The organism is Streptomyces sp. NPDC025793, assembly GCF_055558375.1.
Genome location: NZ_JBVHMR010000055.1, coordinates 1 through 19,809, shown reverse-complemented (window position 1 = coordinate 19,809; position 19,809 = coordinate 1). Strand labels below are relative to the sequence as shown.

23 protein-coding genes and 3 pseudogenes are annotated in these 19,809 nt (G+C 68.9%); 8 read left to right on the top strand and 18 right to left on the bottom strand.

What is annotated here, in order from left to right:
- Positions 1-8: 8 nt before the first annotated feature.
- Positions 9-938 (bottom strand): alpha/beta hydrolase family protein, encoded by a 930-nt coding sequence (locus ACZ4MF_RS43520; RefSeq protein ID WP_467499232.1) that lies wholly within the window; start codon positions 936-938, stop codon positions 9-11.
- Between the two features lie 133 nt (positions 939-1,071).
- On the opposite strand from ACZ4MF_RS43520, the gene ACZ4MF_RS43515 reads away from it, so the two are divergent.
- Positions 1,072-1,674, top strand: a complete 603-nt coding sequence (locus tag ACZ4MF_RS43515) for a TetR/AcrR family transcriptional regulator (RefSeq protein WP_467499270.1) — start codon at positions 1,072-1,074, stop codon at positions 1,672-1,674.
- A gap of 304 nt (positions 1,675-1,978) precedes the next feature.
- Here the strand turns inward: ACZ4MF_RS43515 and ACZ4MF_RS43510 are convergent.
- The 3 genes and pseudogenes from ACZ4MF_RS43510 to ACZ4MF_RS43500 all read right to left on the bottom strand — a co-directional run.
- Positions 1,979-2,194 (bottom strand): annotated as a pseudogene (locus ACZ4MF_RS43510) (glycosyltransferase); the annotation flags it as partial.
- Positions 2,195-2,281: 87 nt separating this feature from the next.
- On the bottom strand, positions 2,282-2,686 hold the full coding sequence (locus ACZ4MF_RS43505) for a peptidoglycan-binding domain-containing protein (protein ID WP_467499230.1): 405 nt from the start codon (positions 2,684-2,686) through the stop codon (positions 2,282-2,284).
- A gap of 50 nt (positions 2,687-2,736) precedes the next feature.
- On the bottom strand, positions 2,737-3,156 hold the full coding sequence (locus ACZ4MF_RS43500; RefSeq protein WP_467499228.1) for a peptidoglycan-binding domain-containing protein: 420 nt from the start codon (positions 3,154-3,156) through the stop codon (positions 2,737-2,739).
- A 469-nt stretch (positions 3,157-3,625) separates the two neighbouring features.
- Here ACZ4MF_RS43500 and ACZ4MF_RS43495 point away from each other — a divergent pair, with 469 nt between their 5' ends.
- Both ACZ4MF_RS43495 and ACZ4MF_RS43490 read left to right on the top strand, forming a co-directional pair.
- On the top strand, positions 3,626-3,769 hold the full coding sequence (locus ACZ4MF_RS43495; RefSeq protein WP_467499226.1) for a hypothetical protein: 144 nt from the start codon (positions 3,626-3,628) through the stop codon (positions 3,767-3,769).
- Between the two features lie 126 nt (positions 3,770-3,895).
- Positions 3,896-4,984, top strand: a complete 1,089-nt coding sequence (locus tag ACZ4MF_RS43490) for an SEC-C metal-binding domain-containing protein (protein ID WP_467499224.1) — start codon at positions 3,896-3,898, stop codon at positions 4,982-4,984.
- Between the two features lie 142 nt (positions 4,985-5,126).
- Here the strand turns inward: ACZ4MF_RS43490 and ACZ4MF_RS43485 are convergent.
- From ACZ4MF_RS43485 to ACZ4MF_RS43440, 10 genes and pseudogenes are all read right to left on the bottom strand, one after another.
- A pseudogene (locus tag ACZ4MF_RS43485) lies at positions 5,127-5,387 on the bottom strand (ATP-binding protein); the annotation flags it as partial.
- Between the two features lie 125 nt (positions 5,388-5,512).
- Positions 5,513-6,040, bottom strand: coding sequence for a hypothetical protein (locus ACZ4MF_RS43480; RefSeq protein ID WP_467499222.1), 528 nt, complete (start codon positions 6,038-6,040; stop codon positions 5,513-5,515).
- 47 nt (positions 6,041-6,087) lie between these two features.
- Positions 6,088-7,077 carry a tyrosine-type recombinase/integrase gene (locus ACZ4MF_RS43475; RefSeq protein WP_467499220.1) on the bottom strand — a complete coding sequence of 330 codons (990 nt, stop codon included), beginning with the start codon at positions 7,075-7,077 and terminating at the stop codon, positions 6,088-6,090.
- Positions 7,074-7,745 carry a tyrosine-type recombinase/integrase gene (locus tag ACZ4MF_RS43470; RefSeq protein WP_467499218.1) on the bottom strand — a complete coding sequence of 224 codons (672 nt, stop codon included), beginning with the start codon at positions 7,743-7,745 and terminating at the stop codon, positions 7,074-7,076. Before ACZ4MF_RS43470 ends, ACZ4MF_RS43475 begins: the two co-directional genes overlap by 4 nt.
- A gap of 33 nt (positions 7,746-7,778) precedes the next feature.
- Complete coding sequence (locus ACZ4MF_RS43465) at positions 7,779-8,168, bottom strand: hypothetical protein (RefSeq protein ID WP_467499216.1); 390 nt, start codon at positions 8,166-8,168, stop codon at positions 7,779-7,781.
- Positions 8,169-8,429: 261 nt separating this feature from the next.
- Positions 8,430-8,780, bottom strand: a complete 351-nt coding sequence (locus tag ACZ4MF_RS43460; protein ID WP_467499214.1) for a CHAT domain-containing protein — start codon at positions 8,778-8,780, stop codon at positions 8,430-8,432.
- A complete protein-coding gene (locus tag ACZ4MF_RS43455; RefSeq protein WP_467499213.1) occupies positions 8,767-9,417 on the bottom strand; it encodes a hypothetical protein in 651 nt (216 codons plus the stop codon). The genes ACZ4MF_RS43460 and ACZ4MF_RS43455 overlap by 14 nt, the downstream gene beginning before the upstream one ends.
- Positions 9,418-9,516: 99 nt before the next feature.
- Complete coding sequence (locus ACZ4MF_RS43450) at positions 9,517-11,724, bottom strand: MMPL family transporter (RefSeq protein ID WP_467499211.1); 2,208 nt, start codon at positions 11,722-11,724, stop codon at positions 9,517-9,519.
- 364 nt (positions 11,725-12,088) lie between these two features.
- Positions 12,089-12,697: a TetR/AcrR family transcriptional regulator gene (locus ACZ4MF_RS43445; RefSeq protein WP_467499268.1), complete on the bottom strand. Its 609-nt coding sequence runs from the start codon at positions 12,695-12,697 to the stop codon at positions 12,089-12,091.
- A 322-nt stretch (positions 12,698-13,019) separates the two neighbouring features.
- Entirely contained in the window at positions 13,020-13,163 is a 144-nt protein-coding gene (locus tag ACZ4MF_RS43440; protein WP_467499209.1) for a hypothetical protein, read from the bottom strand.
- 209 nt (positions 13,164-13,372) lie between these two features.
- Here ACZ4MF_RS43440 and ACZ4MF_RS43435 point away from each other — a divergent pair, with 209 nt between their 5' ends.
- Positions 13,373-14,026 (top strand): transposase, encoded by a 654-nt coding sequence (locus ACZ4MF_RS43435; RefSeq protein WP_467499207.1) that lies wholly within the window; start codon positions 13,373-13,375, stop codon positions 14,024-14,026.
- 41 nt (positions 14,027-14,067) lie between these two features.
- Here ACZ4MF_RS43435 and ACZ4MF_RS43430 read toward each other — a convergent pair whose 3' ends face one another.
- Positions 14,068-14,661 (bottom strand): formylglycine-generating enzyme family protein, encoded by a 594-nt coding sequence (locus ACZ4MF_RS43430; protein WP_467499205.1) that lies wholly within the window; start codon positions 14,659-14,661, stop codon positions 14,068-14,070.
- Positions 14,662-14,787: 126 nt separating this feature from the next.
- Between ACZ4MF_RS43430 and ACZ4MF_RS43425 the strand changes: the two genes are divergently transcribed.
- Together ACZ4MF_RS43425 and ACZ4MF_RS43420 are read left to right on the top strand one after the other, a co-directional pair.
- Positions 14,788-15,207 (top strand): hypothetical protein, encoded by a 420-nt coding sequence (locus tag ACZ4MF_RS43425; RefSeq protein ID WP_467499203.1) that lies wholly within the window; start codon positions 14,788-14,790, stop codon positions 15,205-15,207.
- A gap of 506 nt (positions 15,208-15,713) precedes the next feature.
- Positions 15,714-16,112, top strand: coding sequence for a zeta toxin family protein (locus ACZ4MF_RS43420; protein WP_467499266.1), 399 nt, complete (start codon positions 15,714-15,716; stop codon positions 16,110-16,112).
- A gap of 394 nt (positions 16,113-16,506) precedes the next feature.
- Here the strand turns inward: ACZ4MF_RS43420 and ACZ4MF_RS43415 are convergent, their stop codons facing one another.
- Positions 16,507-16,932: a hypothetical protein gene (locus ACZ4MF_RS43415; protein ID WP_467499201.1), complete on the bottom strand. Its 426-nt coding sequence runs from the start codon at positions 16,930-16,932 to the stop codon at positions 16,507-16,509.
- Positions 16,933-17,259: 327 nt separating this feature from the next.
- Here ACZ4MF_RS43415 and ACZ4MF_RS43410 point away from each other — a divergent pair, with 327 nt between their 5' ends.
- Entirely contained in the window at positions 17,260-17,499 is a 240-nt protein-coding gene (locus ACZ4MF_RS43410; protein WP_467499199.1) for a hypothetical protein, read from the top strand.
- Between the two features lie 537 nt (positions 17,500-18,036).
- On the opposite strand, the pseudogene ACZ4MF_RS43405 reads toward ACZ4MF_RS43410, so the two are convergent.
- Together ACZ4MF_RS43405 and ACZ4MF_RS43400 are read right to left on the bottom strand one after the other, a co-directional pair.
- Positions 18,037-18,582 (bottom strand): annotated as a pseudogene (locus tag ACZ4MF_RS43405) (transposase family protein); the annotation flags it as partial.
- 43 nt (positions 18,583-18,625) lie between these two features.
- Positions 18,626-19,132 carry a DUF3995 domain-containing protein gene (locus ACZ4MF_RS43400; RefSeq protein WP_467499197.1) on the bottom strand — a complete coding sequence of 169 codons (507 nt, stop codon included), beginning with the start codon at positions 19,130-19,132 and terminating at the stop codon, positions 18,626-18,628.
- A gap of 399 nt (positions 19,133-19,531) precedes the next feature.
- Here ACZ4MF_RS43400 and ACZ4MF_RS43395 point away from each other — a divergent pair.
- On the top strand, positions 19,532-19,809 hold a 278-nt coding region (locus ACZ4MF_RS43395; RefSeq protein WP_467499195.1), incomplete at its 3' end, for a transposase.

Below are 19,809 nucleotides of genomic sequence, written 5' to 3'. Positions count from 1 at the left end.
GCGGGCGGTCACTTCGAGTCGATCTTTCCCAGCGGTTCGCCGACCTCGGCCAGCGACCGGCGGAAGGTGGGCCAGGCATCGCTGTCGAGGTCCAGCGCGGTCCGCAGATACGCAAGGGTCGCCTGCTGGACGACCGCGACGCGCTCGGGGCTTTCGTCGGTGGTCCGCGTGTCGTTGGAGCCCTGGATGCCGCCGAGTCCGTGTTCCGCGCCGAACAGGGTCAGCAGATCGGTGGCGCCAGGGCTGAGGCGGTAGCCGTCGGTGAACCATTCCGGACCGCGCACCGTCAGCGGGGACTGGTCGTGGTCGCCGGCGACCACGAGGCTGGGCGTCTTCAGATCGGCGAAATCGGGGTTCATGAACGGGAAGTACTGGGCGGCGAGCGGGCTCAGGTCGGCGCCGCCGGCACCGGGCAGGCACAGCAGTACCGCCGCCTTCACCCGCGAGTCGCCCATGCTCTCACCGGGAACGCCGTCGGCGTCTACGACCCGTGCGCCCACGAGGGTGCTGGCGGTCTGCGCGCCCCAGGAATGTCCAGCGACCGCGATGCGGTCGCGGTCGATGCGACCGGCCAGCCCGGGTACGGCTGCGACGACGTCGAGCCGGTCCAGGATCCGGGTCAGATCGTCGGTGCGGATGCGCCAGATGAGCGGGGTACGGGGGTCGTCAGGAGGCAGTCCCAGCGAGTCGAGATGGGTGGGCTGGATGACGACGAATCCGCGGGCGGCCCAGAAGCCGGCCAACGGCGCGTAGTCGTCCATGTTCAGGGTCATGCCGTGCGAGAAGACGACGACGGGCAAGTTGTGCCCGCTCGTCGGCGCGGTGACCCGTACGTGCAGGTCCTGGCCCCGGTCCGGGGCGGCCAGTGTGATCGGGTTGACAGAGATGACCGGCGGGGTGAAGTCGTTGCCACCGTCGGCGGACGTGGTGTCACTCATGAGGTGAATGCCTTTCTCGAGCAAGCCCAAATGGGCCGCGCTGCAGCGGCGTCTGGCATCATCGAAATACGGAGCGCCGCTCCGAATTACGATACGGAACCTTGCTCCGCTTTGCAACTGGGAGATGATCACGATGTCCACAGCCGACACTCCGCCAGCATCGGGAGGCCGCAAGCGATCCGATGTCCGCCGAAACGAGCAGAAGCTCCTGGACGCGGCCGCGGCCGTGTTCGTCCGTATGGGGATCGACGCTCCCGTGCGGGAGATCGCCGCCGAATCGGGTCTCGGCATGGGTACGATCTACCGTCACTTCCCCACCCGGGCGGACCTGGTGGTCGCGGTCTTCAAACACCAGGTCGACGCGCTCGCCGCCGCCGCTGACGATCCCGCGGCTGCCGGCACGCCCTATGAGGTGTTGCGGCGGTGGGTTCACCGGTTTGCCGACTTCCTGGTCACCAAGCACGGCCTCGCCGAGGCGCTGCACTCGGACCAAGCAGGATTCGAGGCCCTGCACAACGAGTTCGTCGAACGTCTGCTGCCCGTGCTCGACCAGCTGTTGAAAGCGTCCGCCGCCGCCGGCTGCACGCGCGCCGACGTACGGGCCTACGACTTCATGCTCGCCATCGGCAACCTGTGCATCGGAGTCGAAACCTTCCCCGACTACCAGGCCCGCCGCATGATCGACCTGCTGCTCGCCGGCCTTGCCCAGACCGGCCCGGGCACGGAGAGACCCTGAGCCGCAACGGCGCCGACTCCGCGGCCGCGTACCTCGCGGACAAGGGTGTCAGCGCGCTAGAGGCGGCAAGCAGAGGACGACGATGGAGTTCAGCAGGACCAGGCCGCCGAGGCCAGGACGCCGGATGGGAGCAGCTCTCGCCAGGTCGCGACGACCTTTCCGTGGAGAAATACGCAGCGGTCACCATTGCCTTGATGGGTGGGCGCGGGCGCACCGGCGGCTCACGGTGGCAGTCTTCCGCGAGGCCGTCGGCATGCCTGATGGCCCCCGCCGGCAGCCGGTCCCCGAACCGGCTGCCAACAGGCACCTTCCCCGTCGCCACCGTCTGGAACGCGATCCCCTCCGCCGCCGCGACCCGCGCCTCCAGACCCTCCGGCGTGCCCACCCACAGCACCTCAAGCCCCCGACCAGGCGCCGCCAACCGCGCCTCCAGCGCCCGGATCGCAGTCAGCGCCGGACAGGTGTGCCCGCCCGTGCCCCCACCAGCGACGATCAGACGCTTCGGCGAAGCCGCAATCAGACCGGGGCACCCCACGCCGTTACGAAGCGTCGCCGCAGTTGGCTGAGCGGGCCCGGAGTGTGGTCCCGGGGCCGCTTGCGGAGGGGATCAGGTGTGGGTGGGCAGGACCTGGTAGCAGTGGCTGATCGGGACACCCCAGGGAGTCTGGAAGTCCCCGCGGTAGGGAATTACCTCGTTGTTGATCACCCACCACAGGTCGCTGCCGGTGTCCGGGCCGACCTGGCCGTCGACGTGGAGCCTCCACTGCTCCTGAAAGTCCTCGATCAGCCGCAGGGTGACCGGGCCGAAGTCCCCGTCGATGGAGACGGCGTAGGTGGGCTCCTCCCAGTAGTAGGCGGCGTACTGGGCGCAGTAGACACCGAAGCCGCTGTCACCCTCGACGATCTGCGGGGCGCCCACCTCGGCCTGGGCGGTAGAGCCGGCTGCGGTGACCAAGCCGGCCGCGAGGGCCAGGACAGCGGCCGCGCTGGAGATGCGCTTCCGGATGCTCATGGTTCTCTCTGCCTTCTCGGTTGCGGTGTGCAGCGGTGCCGCGTGGCCAGTCAACTGGTGGTCGGCAGGACCTGGTAGCAGTTGGTGAGCGGAACCCCCCAGGGCGTCTGGATGGATCCGCCCCCGTCCTCGATGTGGCCGATCAGGTTCTGGACGGAGTGCCAGATGGCGGTCCCGGTCAGCGGGCCCACCTGGCCGTCCTGGGAGAGCCCGTTCTGCTCCTGGAACCGCTTGACGACGCGGAACGTCTGCGGGCCGAAGTCCCCGTCCGGGGTGGCGTAGTAGTTGTTGTCGTCGAGGAAGTAGTCAGCGGCCTCCTGCACGCAGTAAACGCCGAAACCGGAGTCGCCCTCCACGATCTGCGGCGCCCCGACCTGAGCCTGGGCCATGCCGGAGCCGACGGTGAGCACGGCGGCGGTTGCGAGTACCAGTCCCAGCGCCGTGTGTGCTGTGCGAATCCTGAAGACCATGTGTGTTGTTCCTTCGCTGCGCGGTCGAGTCCTGCCTGGCTGGCGGTGCCAGGGTGCCCGCTCGGCCCTCGGCAGGGCCACGAAGTCCGGCGCGATGACGGATTCATGGGACTTCACCCGCCCTGAGCTGCGAGGACGTGCGCTCAGGTGACGATCTCGCGGTACGTGGGACGACGACCGGCGCACCTGCCCCGCCACGAGCACGCAGCCGACGCGGTCAACGGGGCCCGCCCCAAGGGGGTGGGAACCGACGACGTCGGTATCGTCCCCGGCAACCTCGCCGTCCCCACCCACCTCGGCAGCGACGGGCGCACCACTCACGTCACCGTCCGGCACAGCAGCGCCGGCGCATGCTGTGCCCACACCGCAGCCCGCCCCCTCCGAAGTCAACACATACGCGCCCGTAAGCAGTTGAACCCGGATAGAGTCCCTCTGCACTTGCTCCATCCGAAAAAAAGGGGGGCTCCCTTTGCGTACTCGTCTTGCCGCCTCGGCCGTGGCGATCGCCCTGGCCGGCATCTTCTTCAGCGCACCAGCCGCCTTTGCGGCGACGCTGCCGTCCACCAACACCGCCCACCACTGCACCCACCACACCACCGGGCTGTGCGGCTGACAGGGGCGGCGCGACACTCCGGCAGCCCCCACCGCCGCGGCACCGGCTCAGGGAAGCGGTCCCCACCCCTTCTGAGGCATCGGCCGGCCCACCACGCCGGCTCCGCCGCGCCGATAGTGTGGCCGTATGTCCCGCAAGCACCGCCCCGCACGCCGCCAGCCCGCCCCCGTCCAGCGGACCGACGCCCAGCAGGCCGAAGACCTGGAAGCCCTGGCCCGCAAGTACCCCCAGGACCAGGAAGAGCTCCTCACCGAGGCCGCGGAGTTCTACAGCCGCGCAGGCCAGCACGAGAAGGCACTCGCGCTCTACCAGCAGGTCCTGGACGCCGACTGCGAAGAACCCCATCTCGTCCAGGCGTTCCGCGTCAACACTCTGTGGGATGCCGGACGCACTGACGAGGCCCGTGAAGCGGCCGCGGACCTGCGCCGTCGGCACCCCGCCGATACCGGCCCCTGGAACATCGTCGCGGAGATGTTCGAGGCCGCGGACGAACTCCACGACGCCGCCGACTGGTTCACCGCGGCAGTGACCCATCTCCTCGGCCCCACCACTCCCCTCACCGTCGACGCCGTCCGCGAGGCGATGGACGCCACTGGCATCGAGATGCTCGTCGTTGGCCGCCACCGGGTACGGCGTCGCCTCGGCCAGCCGCACGACGACCTCGACCAACTCGCCCACGCCCTCTACGACGACCGCCCGGCCCGGCTCCGCGCCACCAGCACCCTGGATGACCTTCACAACCCCGAGCTACGGGCCGCTGCGGACAGTGACCCCCAGTCCCTGATCGCCTCGATCGAGAAACTCTCCCAGGAAGTCGAAGCCCGCCGGGCCGCCCTGTCCCGGCCCCGCATGACCTGCGCACTGTTCTGGAACCCCGACGAGTTCGCCCAGCTGCTGGACACCTGGCCCGAACTGGCCGACCACTACGGCACCGAGCACCACGAACACGTCCGCCACATCGAGCAGATGCTGCAACGGCTATCCAGCGAAGGCGAAGTACACCTCGGCATCGCGCACGGCACCATCACCGACTTCGAATCCTTCACCCGCCAGGAGAAGCTGCCTCCTCAGGACGGGGACACCCGGGCACACTACGCCGCCGACCTCGCAGCCCGAGGCCAGGCCACCCCGTGGCCTCCACCCCGCAACACCCCCTGCTGGTGCGGCTCCACACGCAAGTACAAGAAATGCTGCGGCAACCCCGCCCTCACCTGACCAAGATCCACACGGAGTCTTTCACCAAACTCGCGACAGAACCGTAGTTCGCCCCGGAGGCGGCCTGGAGAAGTCCCCGCTGGTGGCAGGCTTGCAGCCCCCACTGACGGCCAGATATCTCCCCGCCTTCGGTCGGTGTGGATCAGCTGAAGGGCTTCACTCCCTTTCCGGTGGTGGCCTCGGTCAGCCGGAACGAATCACCCTGAGTGACAACGACATGAGCATGGTACAGAAGGCGATCGACAGTGGCTGTGACCAGGGTCTTTGGCATGATCTCGTCGAAACCTGAGGGGTGGAGGTTGCTGCTGACCGCGATCGAGCGCCTCTCGTAGGCGGCGTCCACCAGGCGGTAGAAGCCCTCGGCGGCGTCCTCGGAGACGGGCAGGAGCCCGATGTCGTCGATCTATGCGGATATCGGCATAGAGCGACCGATGCCGAGACCGCGACTATGCCGAGAAGGCTGGTGGCAAGCCTGATCCTGGGCTCTGCGGCGGCTGTTCTGCCCGGCATCGTCGACGGCGGGAGGATCTATCCTGCCCAGGGATTCGGACCCTGCTTGAGGACGACGAGCCCGCATGGCTGGTCGGCGGACCATAGGTCGATCCGATAGAGGAAGTGATCGCCGGGGCCGCCGTTGGTGTCGACGGCCGGTGGGTCAGACGGGATGTAGGAGACTCGGGCTCGCAACAGTCCAGCGGGAACGGTCATGCTCGGCCCGTCCTCCGGATGGACTCCCGGGCTGGACACGGCGAGTCGGCCAGTCGGGGCAGCCAGGTCCGCCTCCACGATGTGTTCAGCCGCCGACTCGATCATTGGCATGGACGTGTGGATGGTGATCAGCGATTCGACCATGTCATCCCGTGCGGTGCCGACGGAGATCGAGTGCGGTTCCACCCCGATGCGGTGAACATGTACCGCTTCGTCGGTCCAGCCAGCCGGCGGCAGGTCCAGGTCCATCGCGTGCTCGGCCATCCACGCGTCATAGGGTTCAAGGTCTTGGACATAGAACTGCCCGTGATCGGCATCGATCAGGAACTTCAACGAATCATCAGCCACCGTCGCAGGCTATCGAAGCGGACTGGCCCCCCGGCTCCGCTCACGGCTCACAGGCGGTCGAGGAACGCGAGGACCTTGTCGGTGGGCTGGTAGCGGCCGGGGCGGGCGGTGACCGGTGCAGTCAGGGAGAGCGCCTTCTCCTTGATGGTCATGTCGGCGTGGACGTAGGCGTCGGTGGAGCGGACGCCGGCGTGGCCGAGCCAGAGCGCGATCACCGTGGTGTCGACACCGGCTTGGAGCAGGGACATCGCGCAACTGTGCCGTAGGACGTGCGGGTGGACGCGCTTGTCCAGGAGGGCCGGGCAGGATTCGGCGGCGGCCTGGACGTGAATGGCCAGGCGCTGGGCGACGGCGTCGCGGGTGAGGCGCCGTCCAGTCCGGGTGCAGAACAGCGGCTCTCCGCGCTTGCCGCAGCGTTCACCGAACCAGACCCGCAGCAGGGCCTGGACCCTGCGGTCCAGAGGGACGGCGCGCTGCTTGCGCCCCTTGCCCTCGCAGCGGACAGACGCGCCGTCGCCGAAGGTGACATCGTCGCAGTCCAGGCTCGTGAGTTCCGAGACGCGCAGACCGGTCTGGACGGCCAGGGCCAGCATCGCCTTGTCCCGCCGGCCCTCCCAGCGCCAGGGATCCGGCGCCGCCAGCAGGGCGTCGACCTCGGCGCCGGTCAGAAAGGTCACGCTCCTCTTGTCGAACCGCTTGGGCGGGATGTCCAGGACGCGTTGGATCAGGAGGGCGTGCTCGGGGTGCTGCAGGGCCGCGTATGAGAAGAGGGAGCGGATCGCGGTCAGCCGGACGTTCCGGGTGCGCGCGCTATTGCCGCGTTCGTCCTCCAGGTAGTTGAGGAAGGCGGAGACCACGTCGGCGTCCAGGTCTGTCCAGTCCAGCTTCTCCGGGGCGGTGCCCGTGCGCTGGTGGACGAAGCCGAGGAGGAGGCGGAGCGCGTCGCGGTAGGCGGCGACGGTGCGTGGGCTCGCCTGGCGCTGGCGGACCAGCCGGTCCGTGAAGAACGACTGGAGGGTGGGAGCGATCAAGGTCATGGCCGTGCTGCCTTCCCGATGCCCTCGCGGCGGGCCGCTGCCACTGCCAGCAGTTCCGGTGCTGCTGACAGGTACCAGTAGGTGGAGGACCGTTCTCGGTGTCCGAGGTAAGTGGACAGCGACGGGATCTTCGCCTGGACGTCGACGCCGGTGCGATACCAGGCCAGCAGGGTGCGGACGGCGAAGGTGTGGCGAAGGTCGTGCAGCCGGGGCGGGTTGGGGGCATCGGTCCCGACGCCAGCACCGGTCACCATCTGCCGGAACGTGGGGGCGACGACCGCGTAGATCAAGCGCCGCCGGGTGCGCGAGACAACGCTGCTGGCGTCCAGGGGGACCAGACGGGACTTGCCGAACTTCGTCTCCCGGATCCGCAGCACGCCCTGGGCCCAGTCAATGTCTTCATGGTCAAGCTTGATCGCCTCCCCGACCCGTAGCCCGGTGGCGGCGAGCAACCCGACCAGGGTGCGGTAGGTGGCCGCGCGCAACGGCGGGCCGAGCCTGTCGGCCTGCCCCATCACCGCGGTGACGTCGGCGTCGGAGTGGATGAACGGCTGCCGCCAGCCCTGCCGGTGCGGCACCAGGCCCAGCGGCGGGATCTCGGTGGCCGGGTCGATGCCGCTGAGATAGCGGGCGAAGCCGCGGACCGCGGTGTTCCGGCGCGGGCTCACGGTTCCGTGATCGGGACGCCCGCTGAGGGATCCTCAGTTCGCGGGGCCCCAATAGTCCTTGTGGGCCCTGTAGTTGGCTTCGTTCGCCTCGATGACGCGATCTACCGCCTTGGCTACTTCCGCCGTCTGCGTGGTGGACTCCGTCGATGGCTTCTGATGGCGGGTGGCACGCGCTCGGTGCCACTTGCGCGTCGGCCACCACAGGCCTGTTGCGCCCGGGTCCGCGCGGACGTACACGCCTCTGCCGTACCACTGGTCGACATCCATGCGCGTGGCCCATCCTTCCGCGGACAACTGCCTCAGCACGTGCCGGACAACGAGAACCGACGTCCTGGCCGAGCCGGACTCGTCCGTCGAGCCCCGGGCCGAGTCGATCGCCGCTGCAATGGACTGGACCGAAGCCGGCAACTCCAGCGACTCCATGGCAGTCACGATGCTCTGCCTCGTGGGACGGTGCCGCAACCGGCACCATCTCGGTATTTTCACGGCCCCATCCCCTCCCGCTTGCGGAACCGATCCGACGGGGTTCACGGCCGACAGCATCACCATAAAGCAACCAGCCCCCTCGCTGCTGCTCGGCGGGCGGGTTGGGTGACGTGATGTCGAAGTGCATACGGTTCTTCGCTGACTTGGGCTCGCCGGTTCGCTGGACAACTGCACATGTCCTGGAGTTCGCAGAGTGGGTCACGGCCCGACATGGACATGGGCTGCCCACAAAGACGGCGTCTCGACGTATCTGTCGCGTTGCGCGCGCATCGTGTGGTGCAACGCGACGGCGACCTTGTCGTCTTCGATCCTGTCCGTAAGGTCGAGCAGACTGGCGTAGAAGCGGTCGGAGACCCGGGCAGCCAGCCTGTCGTTCACTTCCCAGAGAGCGCCGATCACGTGGCGGAATCCGGCGAGTTGGAACGCGGAGGTGAGGTGAATCGCCTCATCCACTAGGCGGAGGTCCGCCGTGAGCGCGGTTCGGCACGCCGACAGATAGGCCAGCCGAGCGTGGTCCAGGCTGGCGGAGGCGAGATCAGCGACAGACATCGGTGTCGTCTGACCGTGGAGCAGTAGGCCGCTGCGGGAAGGGTCCGCGGCATCGCCGCCGCCCTCGCCCTGGCCGCCCACGGCCCAGCCGGCGCCGCACGAGCGCTGCGTGGATCTCCCGCGCGAGCCGCTCACGCTCCTCCGTGGCGCCCTGGAGCCGGTGGGCCTCGGCCAGGCGCTGTTGGGCGCTCGCCAGCTCGGCGGCGAGGCGGCGGGCGCGCTCGTCACTCTGCTCGACGATCCGGACCACCCCCAGTCCGAGCAGCACGCCCGCCGTGTAGCCGATCAGGGTGAAGACGATGTTGCCGGTGGAGAAGTCCTCCACGCGCCAGCTCTGGTGCCGGACGATGCCGGCGACGGTGGCAGCTGCTGCGGCGCCGCTGTAGGCGATCGAGTGCCGCGGACTCCTGGCGAAGAGCCAGAACAGGGGGAGCGACACGATGAACAGTGCGGCGCCGTCGCCACGCAGGAGGGACAGCGCGCCCAGAGCGAGCGCGAGTACGCCCAGGAAGGCGTGGGGCCGCAACACGGGATTGCGGGGGAAGACCGCCACGGTCGCGTAGCCGAGGGCGACCAGTGCCAGCAGCGCCAACGACCAGTACCTCGTCGCCCCGCTGTGGTTCAGCTCGGAGATCACCGGGGGACACACGCCCAGGAGCACCCAGGAGACTGCGTACCACCGGCGGAGGATCCGTATGGAACCGGTCGCCCGGCTGCGGCCGTTGAATCATGATCGTCAGCCTACGTCCTGCGGGATTCCGGGACGAGGGACGGCGGCGTGCGCCCGTCGCGCCGGACGGACCGGGCGCAGCGGCCACCACGCCCGCTCGCCGAGCAGCAGCAGGAGTGAGGGCAAGACCATGAGCCGGATGACCACGGCGTCCAGCAGCACGGCCACCGCCAGGCAGAAGCCCATCTGCTTCATCTCGGTGAGGTGCAGGGCGACGAAGGCACCAAACACCGTCACCATCACGATGGCCGCGCTGGTCACCAGCTTGGCCGACCGGCTGATGCCGTCCAGTACCGCCTCGCGGGCCGACATCCCGTTCCGCCTGGCCTCCTGGATCCGGCTGACCACGAACACCTGGTAGTCCATCGACAGGCCGAAGAGGATCACGAAGAGGAACAGCGGTACCCGGGACGCGATGGCACCGAGGGAGTGGAAAGCCAGGAGGTTCTGGGCCCACGTGCCCTGGAAGAACACGACCAGCAGGCCGAGCGAGGCCCCGGCGGACAGCAGGTTGAGGGCGACGCCGATCAGGCCGATGACGACGGAGCGGAACGCCCACACGGTCATCACGAAGGTCGCCAGTAGCAGGAACCCGATGACCAGCGGCAGTTTGCCGTTCTCGTGGTCCACGTAGTCGCGGCCTCGGGCCACGTCACCGGTCACCGCCGTCTCCACGCCGGGCAGCCTGCCGGCGGTGGCGGGCAGATAGTCCTTGCGGATGTGGTCGAGTGACGCGATCGCCTCGGGGGAGGGGACGGGGAACGGGACGGCCAGCTCCAGCACGCTGACCCGGCCGTCGGGCGAGGTGCGCACCGTCGGCCCGGCGTCCCTGGCGAACAGCGGATCGGCCTGCGCCCGTCGGCCGAGATCCGTCAGGGCGTGCCGCACCTCGGCCGCTCGGTCCGGTGTGGAGCGGGCGACGACCACGTGCTTCACCAGAAGTTCCGGGAAGGCCGTGTTCAGCCGGTCGTAGACCTGCATGGCGGGGATGTCGCGGGAGAAGGTGTCCTTGCCCGGGTCTACGAGCTTGAGGCCGAGCGCGGGTGCCGCCAGGACGAGCATGACCAGCGCCGATACGCCCAGCGTGAGGGCGGGGTGCCGTCGCGCGGGCGTCAGTAGGGCGTCGAACACCCGGCCCGTCTCGGCCTCGGCCCGCTTGGTGCGGACCGGCTTGCCGCGGGCCGCACGGCGGGCCGCACGCAACTCGGTGCGGTGGCCGATCTTCACCAGGAGCGCGGGAAGCGCGGTCAGGGAGCTGGCCACGGCGACCGCCACGACCAGGCTCGTGCCCGTCGCCAGGGAGGAGAAAATGACGTCCGTGGCCAGGTACAGGGTCGCGGTGGAGACGATCACGGCGAGACCGGAGACCACGATGGCCCGGCCCGCGGTCGCCGCCGCCAGTTCCACCAGGGCCTCGGAGCTGAGCCGCCCGCCAGCTCGGGACCGTTCCTCGCGTTCGCGCTTGAGGTAGAAGAGCGTGTAGTCGACGCCCACCGCCAGGCCGATGAGCAGGATCATGTTGGTCCCGACCCCCGGGTCGGGCAGCAGATGGGACGCGACCATCGACAGCCCCAGGGCGGCGGCGATCGAGGAGAGCGCGAGCAGCAGCGGCACGCCGGCCATGACCACCGACCCGAAGACGATCAGCAACGTGATGAGCGTGACCGGCAGGGTGATGCGCTCGGAGAGCGCGAGGTCCTTCCCGCGCTGGTCGTTGACGCCCTTGCTGATGGAAGGGGAGCCGGTCTCCTCCACGACGAGGTCCGGGTGGCCGTCCTGGACCTTCGCCGTCTGCGCGAGGAGCGCGCCGACGTTCTTCTTACCGTCCAGCTCGGGACCCTTCAGGACCACCGGAACCCTGACGACCTGGCCGTCCCTGGAGCGGACCGGAGCTGCCACGCCCTGCACCTCGGGAAGCTTGCGCATCCGCTCGGTGAGGTCCTGCGCCGCCGAAGCGGCGGCGGCAGTGTCCAGCGGTCCGGACCTGGCGTGGATGATGATCTGCTCGGTCGGCTGCTGCTGCATGCCGGCCGTACTGGCGATCGACTCGGCCCGCCCCGCCTCACCGACTCGGTAGTCCTCGGTAGTGGCCTCGTGGGAGCCGACCGCGATGCCGATGCCGAGGCACAGAATGACGAACGCGAACCAGCCGGCGATCGCACGCCATGCGTGCCGGGCGCTCCATCGGGCTATCTGGACAGGGAGTTGACTCATACCCGAGATCCTGGTCTGCCAAGGGCAAAACCCGACACGCCCGGCCGGTTGAACCTGAGGTCCACCAGTCAGTGGACGGCATGAGCGCGCACAAACCATCACCACGGAGTACTCATGATGACCACACGCCCCTACGACGCCGTGCGACGCACTTCAGTGCCGCGGCCTCGTTCGGGAAGTGCCCGCGAGCCCGGCGCGGACGACCAGGCGGTGGAGGCCGAGGGGTGGCCGCCCTCGCTGGCCAACTTCCCGCTGGGGCAATGGATCGCCGACGCACGCCGTTTCTACGCCCGCGGAGACATGGACGAGGATCGCGTGGAGCAGGTGCCGAAGGGGACGACGACCGCGCCGGTGAACGTCGAGTTCACACGACGTCGTCTGACGTTGTGTACGCGCGAAGGTGCTCGACCGCGGCACACAGCGCGTCACGCAATGGCGCTACGTCACGGGCGATCTGCGCGAGCAGGCTGCCTCCCTGGTAGGCGGCGAGCAGCATGTGTGCGAGTCGCGCCGGATCCGCCGACGCGTCGAGTCGTCCGTCATATTGCATCCGCTCGAGTCCCGCTCGGAAGATGTCCCGCCATTCGGCAAAGACACGGGTGAGGTCGTCGCGGACATCTAGATCGGTCTTGACGATCTCGCTCGCGAGGGATCCGAGACTGCAGCCGTTTTCGAACGGGCGACCGGAGACGGCGAAGAAGTCCGCCCACTCCTGGTACGCCTCGATCGTGTCGAAGCCTGCGAACCGTTCGCTTCGGTGGAAGCCGAGCACGCTCTCGGCCTGCCAGTCGATGACGGCGCGCACCAGGCTCTCCTTGTTCGGGAAGTAGTGGCTCAGCTGCGAGCCGCTGACCCCCGCTGCTGTTCGCACCAGCTCGTTGTTCGTCGCGTGGAGCCCCCGCGTGTAGATCAAGTCCGCGGCGTGCTCGAGGATGCGACCTCGCGTCGCCAGCCCCTTGCCCGTGCTCGGGATGCGGCCGCGAGCCGGCCAGGGGGCGGGGCCACCCGCGTTAGTGCACGAGTGACGGTGACCGGAGTGGCGGCCTCAGCACCGGGCCCATGCGGGTCAGCCGCGCTCCAGCTCCAGGGCCACGAACACCTTCCCGCGTGGGCGGTGAAGCGCAGCGGTAGGGCCTCGACCTGTGGTCAGTCACCTTCGGCGCGGCGACCGGCAAGGCTGTAGGTGGCGATCTCCTCGGAGGTCACCGCGACGCGTTCGAACTCCACCCCGACGCCCGCAGCCTGGGCCAACGCGCGCCCGTCCTCCGTGAGCGCGGCGAACAGCGGAGGCCCGGTCAGAAGATGGCGATCGGGTTGACGGGTACTCCGCTGGTCGCGCCGAGGGGCGGGGGCGCGGCGACGAACAGGAAGGTGGCGCGGCCGAGCTCCCCGCAGACGGCGGCGAGGTCGGTGAGATCGGCGACGTCGATCAGAGGCATGCCGAGACGGGCGAGCGTCACACGATGCAGGGGCCCCGGTACGCGGGGATCCAGCGGAGGATGTGCGCTTCCGCGGTCTGCGGGCTACCTGCGCGACCTCGCTCGGCGCAAGGCGGAGGGTGCGATGTGCCGTCTTCGTGGCAGTGAGCCAACCGGGGATGTACCGCCCCATGACAGCCGCCAGGTCGCGAAGTACCACCGCCGTGTCAGTGGCAAGCCCCGCCAAGGGCCGACGGACCGCCGAGCACTTCCTCGATTCCGGTTATGCCTCCGCCGAGTTGATCGTGGGGATGAAGAAGAACTTCGGGGTCACCCTGGTCACCCCCGGTCTCGATGAACAGCTCACCCCAGGCGCGTGCCGGCGCCGGGTTCGACCGCACCGCGTTCACCATCGACTGGGACAAGCGGCAGGCCACCTGCCCACGCGGGGACACCAGCACCTGGTGGAGCCCTGCCACCCTGCGCGGCACCAAGGCCATCGTCATCAAGTTCGACAAGGAGACATGCCACCCTGCCCGGTGCGCGACCAGTGCACCCGATCGAAGACCGGCGGCCGGACCCTCTCACTGCAACCCCGCGAGCTGCAAGAAGTTCTCGACCATGCCCGACTCCAGCAAGGCGACGAGCAGTGGCGAGCCAAGTACGGAACCCGCGCGGGCATCGAGGGAACCATCCACCAGGCCGTCGCGGTCACCGGGATAAGACGTGCCCGCTACCTCGGTCTCCAGAAGACCCATCTGGAGCACGTCTTCTCCGCCGTTGCGCTCAACCTCATTTGCCTCGATGCCTGGTGGAACGGCCACCCGCTCGACCGCACCCGCGTCAGTCACCTTGCCCGCCTCGACATCTCCCTCGCCGCGTGACCGAATAAGCCAGCAGGATCGGAGACGGACGCAAACGGTCGTCACATGAGGGAACGTGCGATGCGGAATCCGACGTCGTCGACCTGGAAGGTCGGGTGGCTGCGGCGTCGTGCAGAGGCCCGACAACTCCAGTGCTCATCGAACCAGCCACCGCCACGGAGTACCCGGTAGGTACCGTAGACATCGGCGTCGTAGACGTCCCAGCACCAGTCCCAGACGTTGCCGAGCATGTCGTAAATCCCCCACGGGTTGGGGCGTTTGCCGCCCACGTCGTGGATACGTTCGTGCGAGTTGCCGCGGTACCAGGCGATCTCGTCGAGTTCCCCGTAGCGCGGCCCTGCCGTGCCGGCACGGCAGGCGTGCTCCCACTCGGCTTCGGTCGGCAGTCGGTACCGAACAAGCCACCGTGCAACGCCGGATCGACGAACTCGAACAACGCCTCCCCCTGGACGACGAACATGCGGCCATCGCCCCGCCACCGACCGTTTTCCCCCGGGGAACACCCCTCCCACCAGCGCAATCGCGCCCGGATCACTCAGTGGGTCCTGGCCACCGCCCTGGCCACTGCGCTCGCCCTCCTCGGCATCATCGCCCTGCGCCCTCAGACACCCTCCGCCACTGCGCAAGGCGATCACACACAGCTGGCCCCCGCCACTTCCGCCTCATCGGCCACCTCGTCCGCTACGAACAATGCCGCGACGGCCGCCACGAGCAGTGCTGCGACGGCCGCCCAGTCCTCGGCCAGCGCCGGCCAGTGGACGATGCACTACCACGACACTTCCATCACCATGCCCCCGGTCGAGGGGATCGCGTGCCAGCTCGCCTCCATGGACTTCGACCCGCCGAGAGGCTATGAAGGGAGCGGCGACGCCTTGAGCGGGGCCTTGGACGATCTGACCGTGCAGACGGCATGCGGCGACCCCGCCAACATCACGTCGAATGCCAAGACATGGGGGACATCCTCGTCCCAAGAACCCGGCCCGGGCGCATGCCTGAACGACGCCAACCAGCACGGCCTGCCGCACACCCTGCCCCTCAGCAAGATCACAATTGGATCGGCCTACTGCCTCATCACCAGCCAGGGATCCCTGGCCTGGTTCAAGGTCACCGCCAAACCCGGCAGCCAGCAACAAGGCCTCACCGTTCTCGCCACCATGTGGACCCAACCCGACGGCACTTGAGTCCCGGATTCCACTCCCGCCCGCGAGACCTGAACGCCCAGAGCTATCCCGCGGTTAGTTTGCGGCTGGGGTCAGAGATAGGAGTCCGGGGCCGTGTCGTGGGAGAACCACGACACTTGCGCGAAGAACATGCTGAGCACCCTGGCCGTCATCGAGGCCGAGGAGCTCGCCGAGCGGATCACCATCGTCCGGCGCGACGGCACCGTTCTGTACACCAACGAGCGCACCACTCAGAGTGGCTGGATGCGGCGGCCTGCGGCGGAAAGGGTGGTGCGAAGGGAGCGGTCACGGCCGTGGACCGCGCCCGAGACCGCCGTCTTCCGCCGTGAACCCGCGCACACCGACAGGCGCGTGCACGCGGAACTCGGGGACGAGGACCGGCGCTTGGCCGTACAGCGCGATAGCGAGCGCGCGGCTGCCTGGTCCGAGCCCGTTCGCCGCACTGCACAGCCCACGTCGGTGCCGCCCGGGGTCGCGTATCACCGGCTGTCGGACACCGAACACCGGTGGATCTTCGACGAGCTGATCAGCCCGACGGTGCTGGCAGACGTCGTCTCCCGCGACGATCCGCGCGCCGTCTATGTTCTGGGCCAGCCCGGCGCGGGCAAGCTGCTGGCCGCCAGGCTCGTCCGGCGCGCGATGCGGCCGGCACGACCCGGCTGGTCGGTGACGACTTCAAGGCCTCGCACCCCGACTACTTCCAGCTGCTGCGTGACGATCCCCGCAACGCCGGCGCGGCGATCCGCGCCGACTACCGCGCCTGGTTCGCCCAGGCCGAGGAGTACGTACGCCGTCGGCGCGGCGACGTCCTGAGCGGATGTCACCACTGCTCCCCCGTTGCCGCGGCGAGGTTGTCGAGGAGTTACGCGCTGCGGGCGGCCGCCATCACGACCGCGCGGTCGTGATGGTCGGATGCGCCCTGCCGTGATCGGCAGCGTCCTCGACATGGTGCTCGACACCCCTTGCGCAGCCGTCTGTACGGCGGTCCACCGAGGCGTGCCGTACGCGGCGAACAGCTGCTCGCGCTCGACACTGCCCAGTGTGTCCGCGGGACAGGCCTGGCATCCCGGAGGAACGGTTGCGGCTGCTCGGTGTGCGGCTGGTGCCACGCGGTGAGCTCACCGGCGGCCGACAGGTTGTACTCCCAGGCCGTGCGGGGCAGGCGCGGGCTCGTCATGGCGCGACCGGACCCCACACGCCGTCACCGCAGACCTGGGCTGAGGGCGGTGGTTTGCGGGCACTCAACGACGCGGCCGCGGGCAGTGGCTGGGCCACACTGTCCGCGGCCGGGCTGGTGGGTCAGCGGACGTGGACCGTGACCACGTTGGAGACGTGCAGGCGCACCGGGTGGTGGTCGTGCTTGCTGGTCAGGCCGTACAGCACCGCACGGAACTGCAGGGGGTCGCCGCGGCGCGCGGCCGAGCCGCGTGCGGTCAGCCGGGCGTCGTGCTTGACAGGAGTTGTGCAGTTCTCCTGGTGCCAGGGCTGCTTTCCGATGCGCTCTTCCAGGCAGAGCTGGTGCAGGTAGCCGGCGCTGTCGTCGTCGCCGTGCGCCGTGATGGTGAAGGTCTTGCCGACGTGCGCCGTGCGGGGCGCGGTGATGGCGACGTCGCCCTTGGCGAAGGCCGGCACGGTGGCCAGCGTCACCGCGGCCAGACCCAGCGCGCCGATCACGGCCGCCCGGCCGCCCCGTGCCTTCATCCCGGTCTTCTTCGTCCTGGTCATGGACTTTCCCCTCCCGTGGGTCTCCCCCGCTGGGTGAGACCCACCCCCTTTGTGATGCGGGGCGCCCGGTTGGCGCCCCGGCTGATCATTGAGAGGAGCGGTTCTTCCGCCCGGTTGTGCGCCACCCGGCGCCGTTACGGATCCACGACAAAACCCGCCGGCCAGACGGGTCCCACCAGCGGCGGCCGAACCGCTCCTCCGCACTGGGGAGTCACCGCATGCCCTGCCTGGGAGTGCGAGCGGACACTCGTACCGGGGGCGGGGTGTACCTGATCGGGCGGTAGCCCCGGGAGCCGGTCTGCCGGGAGCGCTGTCCAGGATCCGTCCGTGGCAGAGGTCCCCGATGAGTTGATCAAGCTGGAACGATCCGCCGAGCAGGAGCGGGCGAAGCCCGCGGGCCTGGCCGGCGACGAGTACGACGCCCAGTGGGCACGCTGGCGTCAGGCGTCCGAGGCCGCGCAGGCAGCTGCCACAGCACACGCCCAGGCGTCCGGGGAGAACCGCTATGAGCTGGAGCAGGCCGTGAAGAAGGCGGTCCGGCACGTCACGGAGGACCCAGCCGAGTAGCCAGAACCCGGCCGAAGCCGCGGCCTAGCGGCCCCAGTCGACGGCGGTCTCCAGCTGGCTGCGGGCGTCCTCGGCGGAGAAGCCGCGGCGCAGGCCCGCCCGGCGTCGGTGATGGCGATGTCGGTGCCGTCGACCTGGGCCAGCTGGAGCATGCGGCCGTCAGGACCACGACCCGGCCGAAGGTCGCCGCGCCCAGCGCGAGCGCGCGCCGACCGCATCCTGGTGCTGTCCTCCAACGCCGGCTGCCGCGGTAGGAGACGGTGCCGGTGGAGGGGGCAACCGGCTGTTCTGGCGCCGCCTGTACGGCCTCGCCGAGACCCGCTTCGCCCTGTGACCCCACCGCCCCCGTCCCCCTCCGTCCCTGTAGGCTCCCCGTCCCCGAGGCAGGACCCGTGACCAGCAGCGAAACCCTCACCCCGTAGGCGAAGGTCCCCGGCAGCAACTTCCGATTACCGTCGAGGGCCAAGCCGCCCGACCCAACACGAAGCGTGACGCCGTGTCAACGAGCCCGAACCAGCACACCGCTCAACTTCGAAGACCTGGATAACCGCCGTCGGCGATCGTCATGGCCTTTCCGACGGCAGCCTTCGCGCCGGATTCCTCCCACGCCTTACAGTCGTTGCGGTTGCCAGGGACTGGCTCGCCGACGGCGACGACGAGACGGCTGTCGGCGTCGATGACGACCTGGTGGTTGGCGGAGTAGCCGTAGTTCTTCGACTGCCCGGCAACCGTGTGATCACGGGTGGGCACCAAGGTGCCGTCCACGATGAGCACAGTTTTCCTTCCGGAACCGTCGGCGGGGGTGGAGCGCGAGCCGTGGGCCGAGGTGGTTGATGACGCGGTCCGCAGCCGACTTGGAGACACCGAACAATGGGGCGATCTGGCGCAGCGTCAAGTTCGTCCGCCAGTAGGCCGCGAAGTGCAGCAGCCGGCCCTCCACGGAGAGACCCCAGGGCCGCCCCGGGCGCGCCTTGCCGGCTTCCCCGTGCCGCAGCACGGTCACCGTTTGCGAAACTGGCGCGGGCTGAGCCCTGTGAATGGGGTTATCCAGGACGGCTCCGACGCCGTGATCACACCGGCCACTGCGAGATCATCTCACCCGTGACCAGCAGATACGTTCCAGCTCTCACCCGATCCCGGTAGCCGTCGAGGCCAGGGACAGGACCAGTGCACCGAGTACGCCCACGGCGCCGTAGAGGCGCATCTTGCGCCGATCATCGTGTTGGCGGACGTACTGCGCGGTGGCCCCCGCGAAGGCCAGACCACCGACGATGAACCACGGCCCCCACAAGTAGAGGTACCAACCGGTCAGTCCAGCCAGATCTGGCTCAACAGAGACGGCCCCCGCCTCGACCAGCACGCCGTGGACGACGAAGAGGCCGCCATGCCAGGTGAGCAGGGTCGCCGCGCCACCGCCGCAGAACACCATGAGCCGGCTGATCCGCGAGCCTCGCAGTCGCGTCAGACCGATGCCGACCAGTGCCCCGAAGAGCTTCAGGAAGCCAGTTACCACCAGGACGGTCAGGAACCATGGCACTTCATCGCGAGCAAGCTTCACCAACGACGGCGATACCGTCGACTGCGCGCCGAAGGTATCGCCCGTCGCCCAGACGAAGCTGGGTACCGCGAACAAGAACCCCCACGCTGCAGCAGCGCATCCAGGCCATTTGCTCAGGTGGAGGCGGACTGCCTGGCGCGGGACAGGGCGCACTGTGTCGTCCGAGGAACGCATTGTTGGCATGGTTCGATCATTCTCCGAACCGTGACGACGTGCGTCATCCGCGCGGAGGACCCGCCTCCCCCACGAGAGCTACCTGTCGCTACCCGAGCTGCAAGCGGGCCGACTGCCTCGGAACTAGCAACACCAAAGATCAGTTGCGGGACAGCCCTTAACTTGATCTTTAACGGCCGACGTCGAATGGTGCCTCGAACTTGATCACTCGGTTCGGTAACCGCCGTACACCAAAGCGGCCTTCGCCTGAACATGTGCTCCGACCAAGGAACACACACGTCCAGCACGAAGGCCGTGAGGATGAGTCTGCTGCATCGCGATGCCCGGCAAGAGCCCTTGGCTGAACTGTCATGCTTCCGGGGCGAGTTCTACTCCTGTCTCACCGCTCGTTCGGATGCGTTGTTCGAGCTGGCTGACGCCGTTCTGTGCGGCGACGGACCGGTGAGGTCGCTGGCTGAACTGTCGCTGGTCGGCGAACACCGCCGTGGTCATGGCGGGCTCTACGCCGCCCTCGCCCGTGGCAGGGTTGATACCGGCCGACTGCGGAGGGCCCTGGCCGCGGTACCGCTGCCGCGGGC

Coding starts and splice junctions, on each gene's coding strand:
- ACZ4MF_RS43500 (WP_467499228.1), bottom strand. CDS start 3,156: ATGGTCTTCAGGATTCGCACAGCACACACGGCGCTGGGACTGGTACTC.
- ACZ4MF_RS43515 (WP_467499270.1), top strand. CDS start 1,072: ATGTCCACAGCCGACACTCCGCCAGCATCGGGAGGCCGCAAGCGATCC.
- ACZ4MF_RS43425 (WP_467499203.1), top strand. CDS start 14,788: ATGCACTACCACGACACTTCCATCACCATGCCCCCGGTCGAGGGGATC.
- ACZ4MF_RS43460 (WP_467499214.1), bottom strand. CDS start 8,780: ATGTCTGTCGCTGATCTCGCCTCCGCCAGCCTGGACCACGCTCGGCTG.
- ACZ4MF_RS43465 (WP_467499216.1), bottom strand. CDS start 8,168: ATGGAGTCGCTGGAGTTGCCGGCTTCGGTCCAGTCCATTGCAGCGGCG.
- ACZ4MF_RS43415 (WP_467499201.1), bottom strand. CDS start 16,932: ATGACCAGGACGAAGAAGACCGGGATGAAGGCACGGGGCGGCCGGGCG.
- ACZ4MF_RS43505 (WP_467499230.1), bottom strand. CDS start 2,686: ATGAGCATCCGGAAGCGCATCTCCAGCGCGGCCGCTGTCCTGGCCCTC.
- ACZ4MF_RS43490 (WP_467499224.1), top strand. CDS start 3,896: ATGTCCCGCAAGCACCGCCCCGCACGCCGCCAGCCCGCCCCCGTCCAG.
- ACZ4MF_RS43475 (WP_467499220.1), bottom strand. CDS start 7,077: ATGACCTTGATCGCTCCCACCCTCCAGTCGTTCTTCACGGACCGGCTG.
- ACZ4MF_RS43520 (WP_467499232.1), bottom strand. CDS start 938: ATGAGTGACACCACGTCCGCCGACGGTGGCAACGACTTCACCCCGCCG.
- ACZ4MF_RS43450 (WP_467499211.1), bottom strand. CDS start 11,724: ATGAGTCAACTCCCTGTCCAGATAGCCCGATGGAGCGCCCGGCACGCA.
- ACZ4MF_RS43440 (WP_467499209.1), bottom strand. CDS start 13,163: ATGCCTCTGATCGACGTCGCCGATCTCACCGACCTCGCCGCCGTCTGC.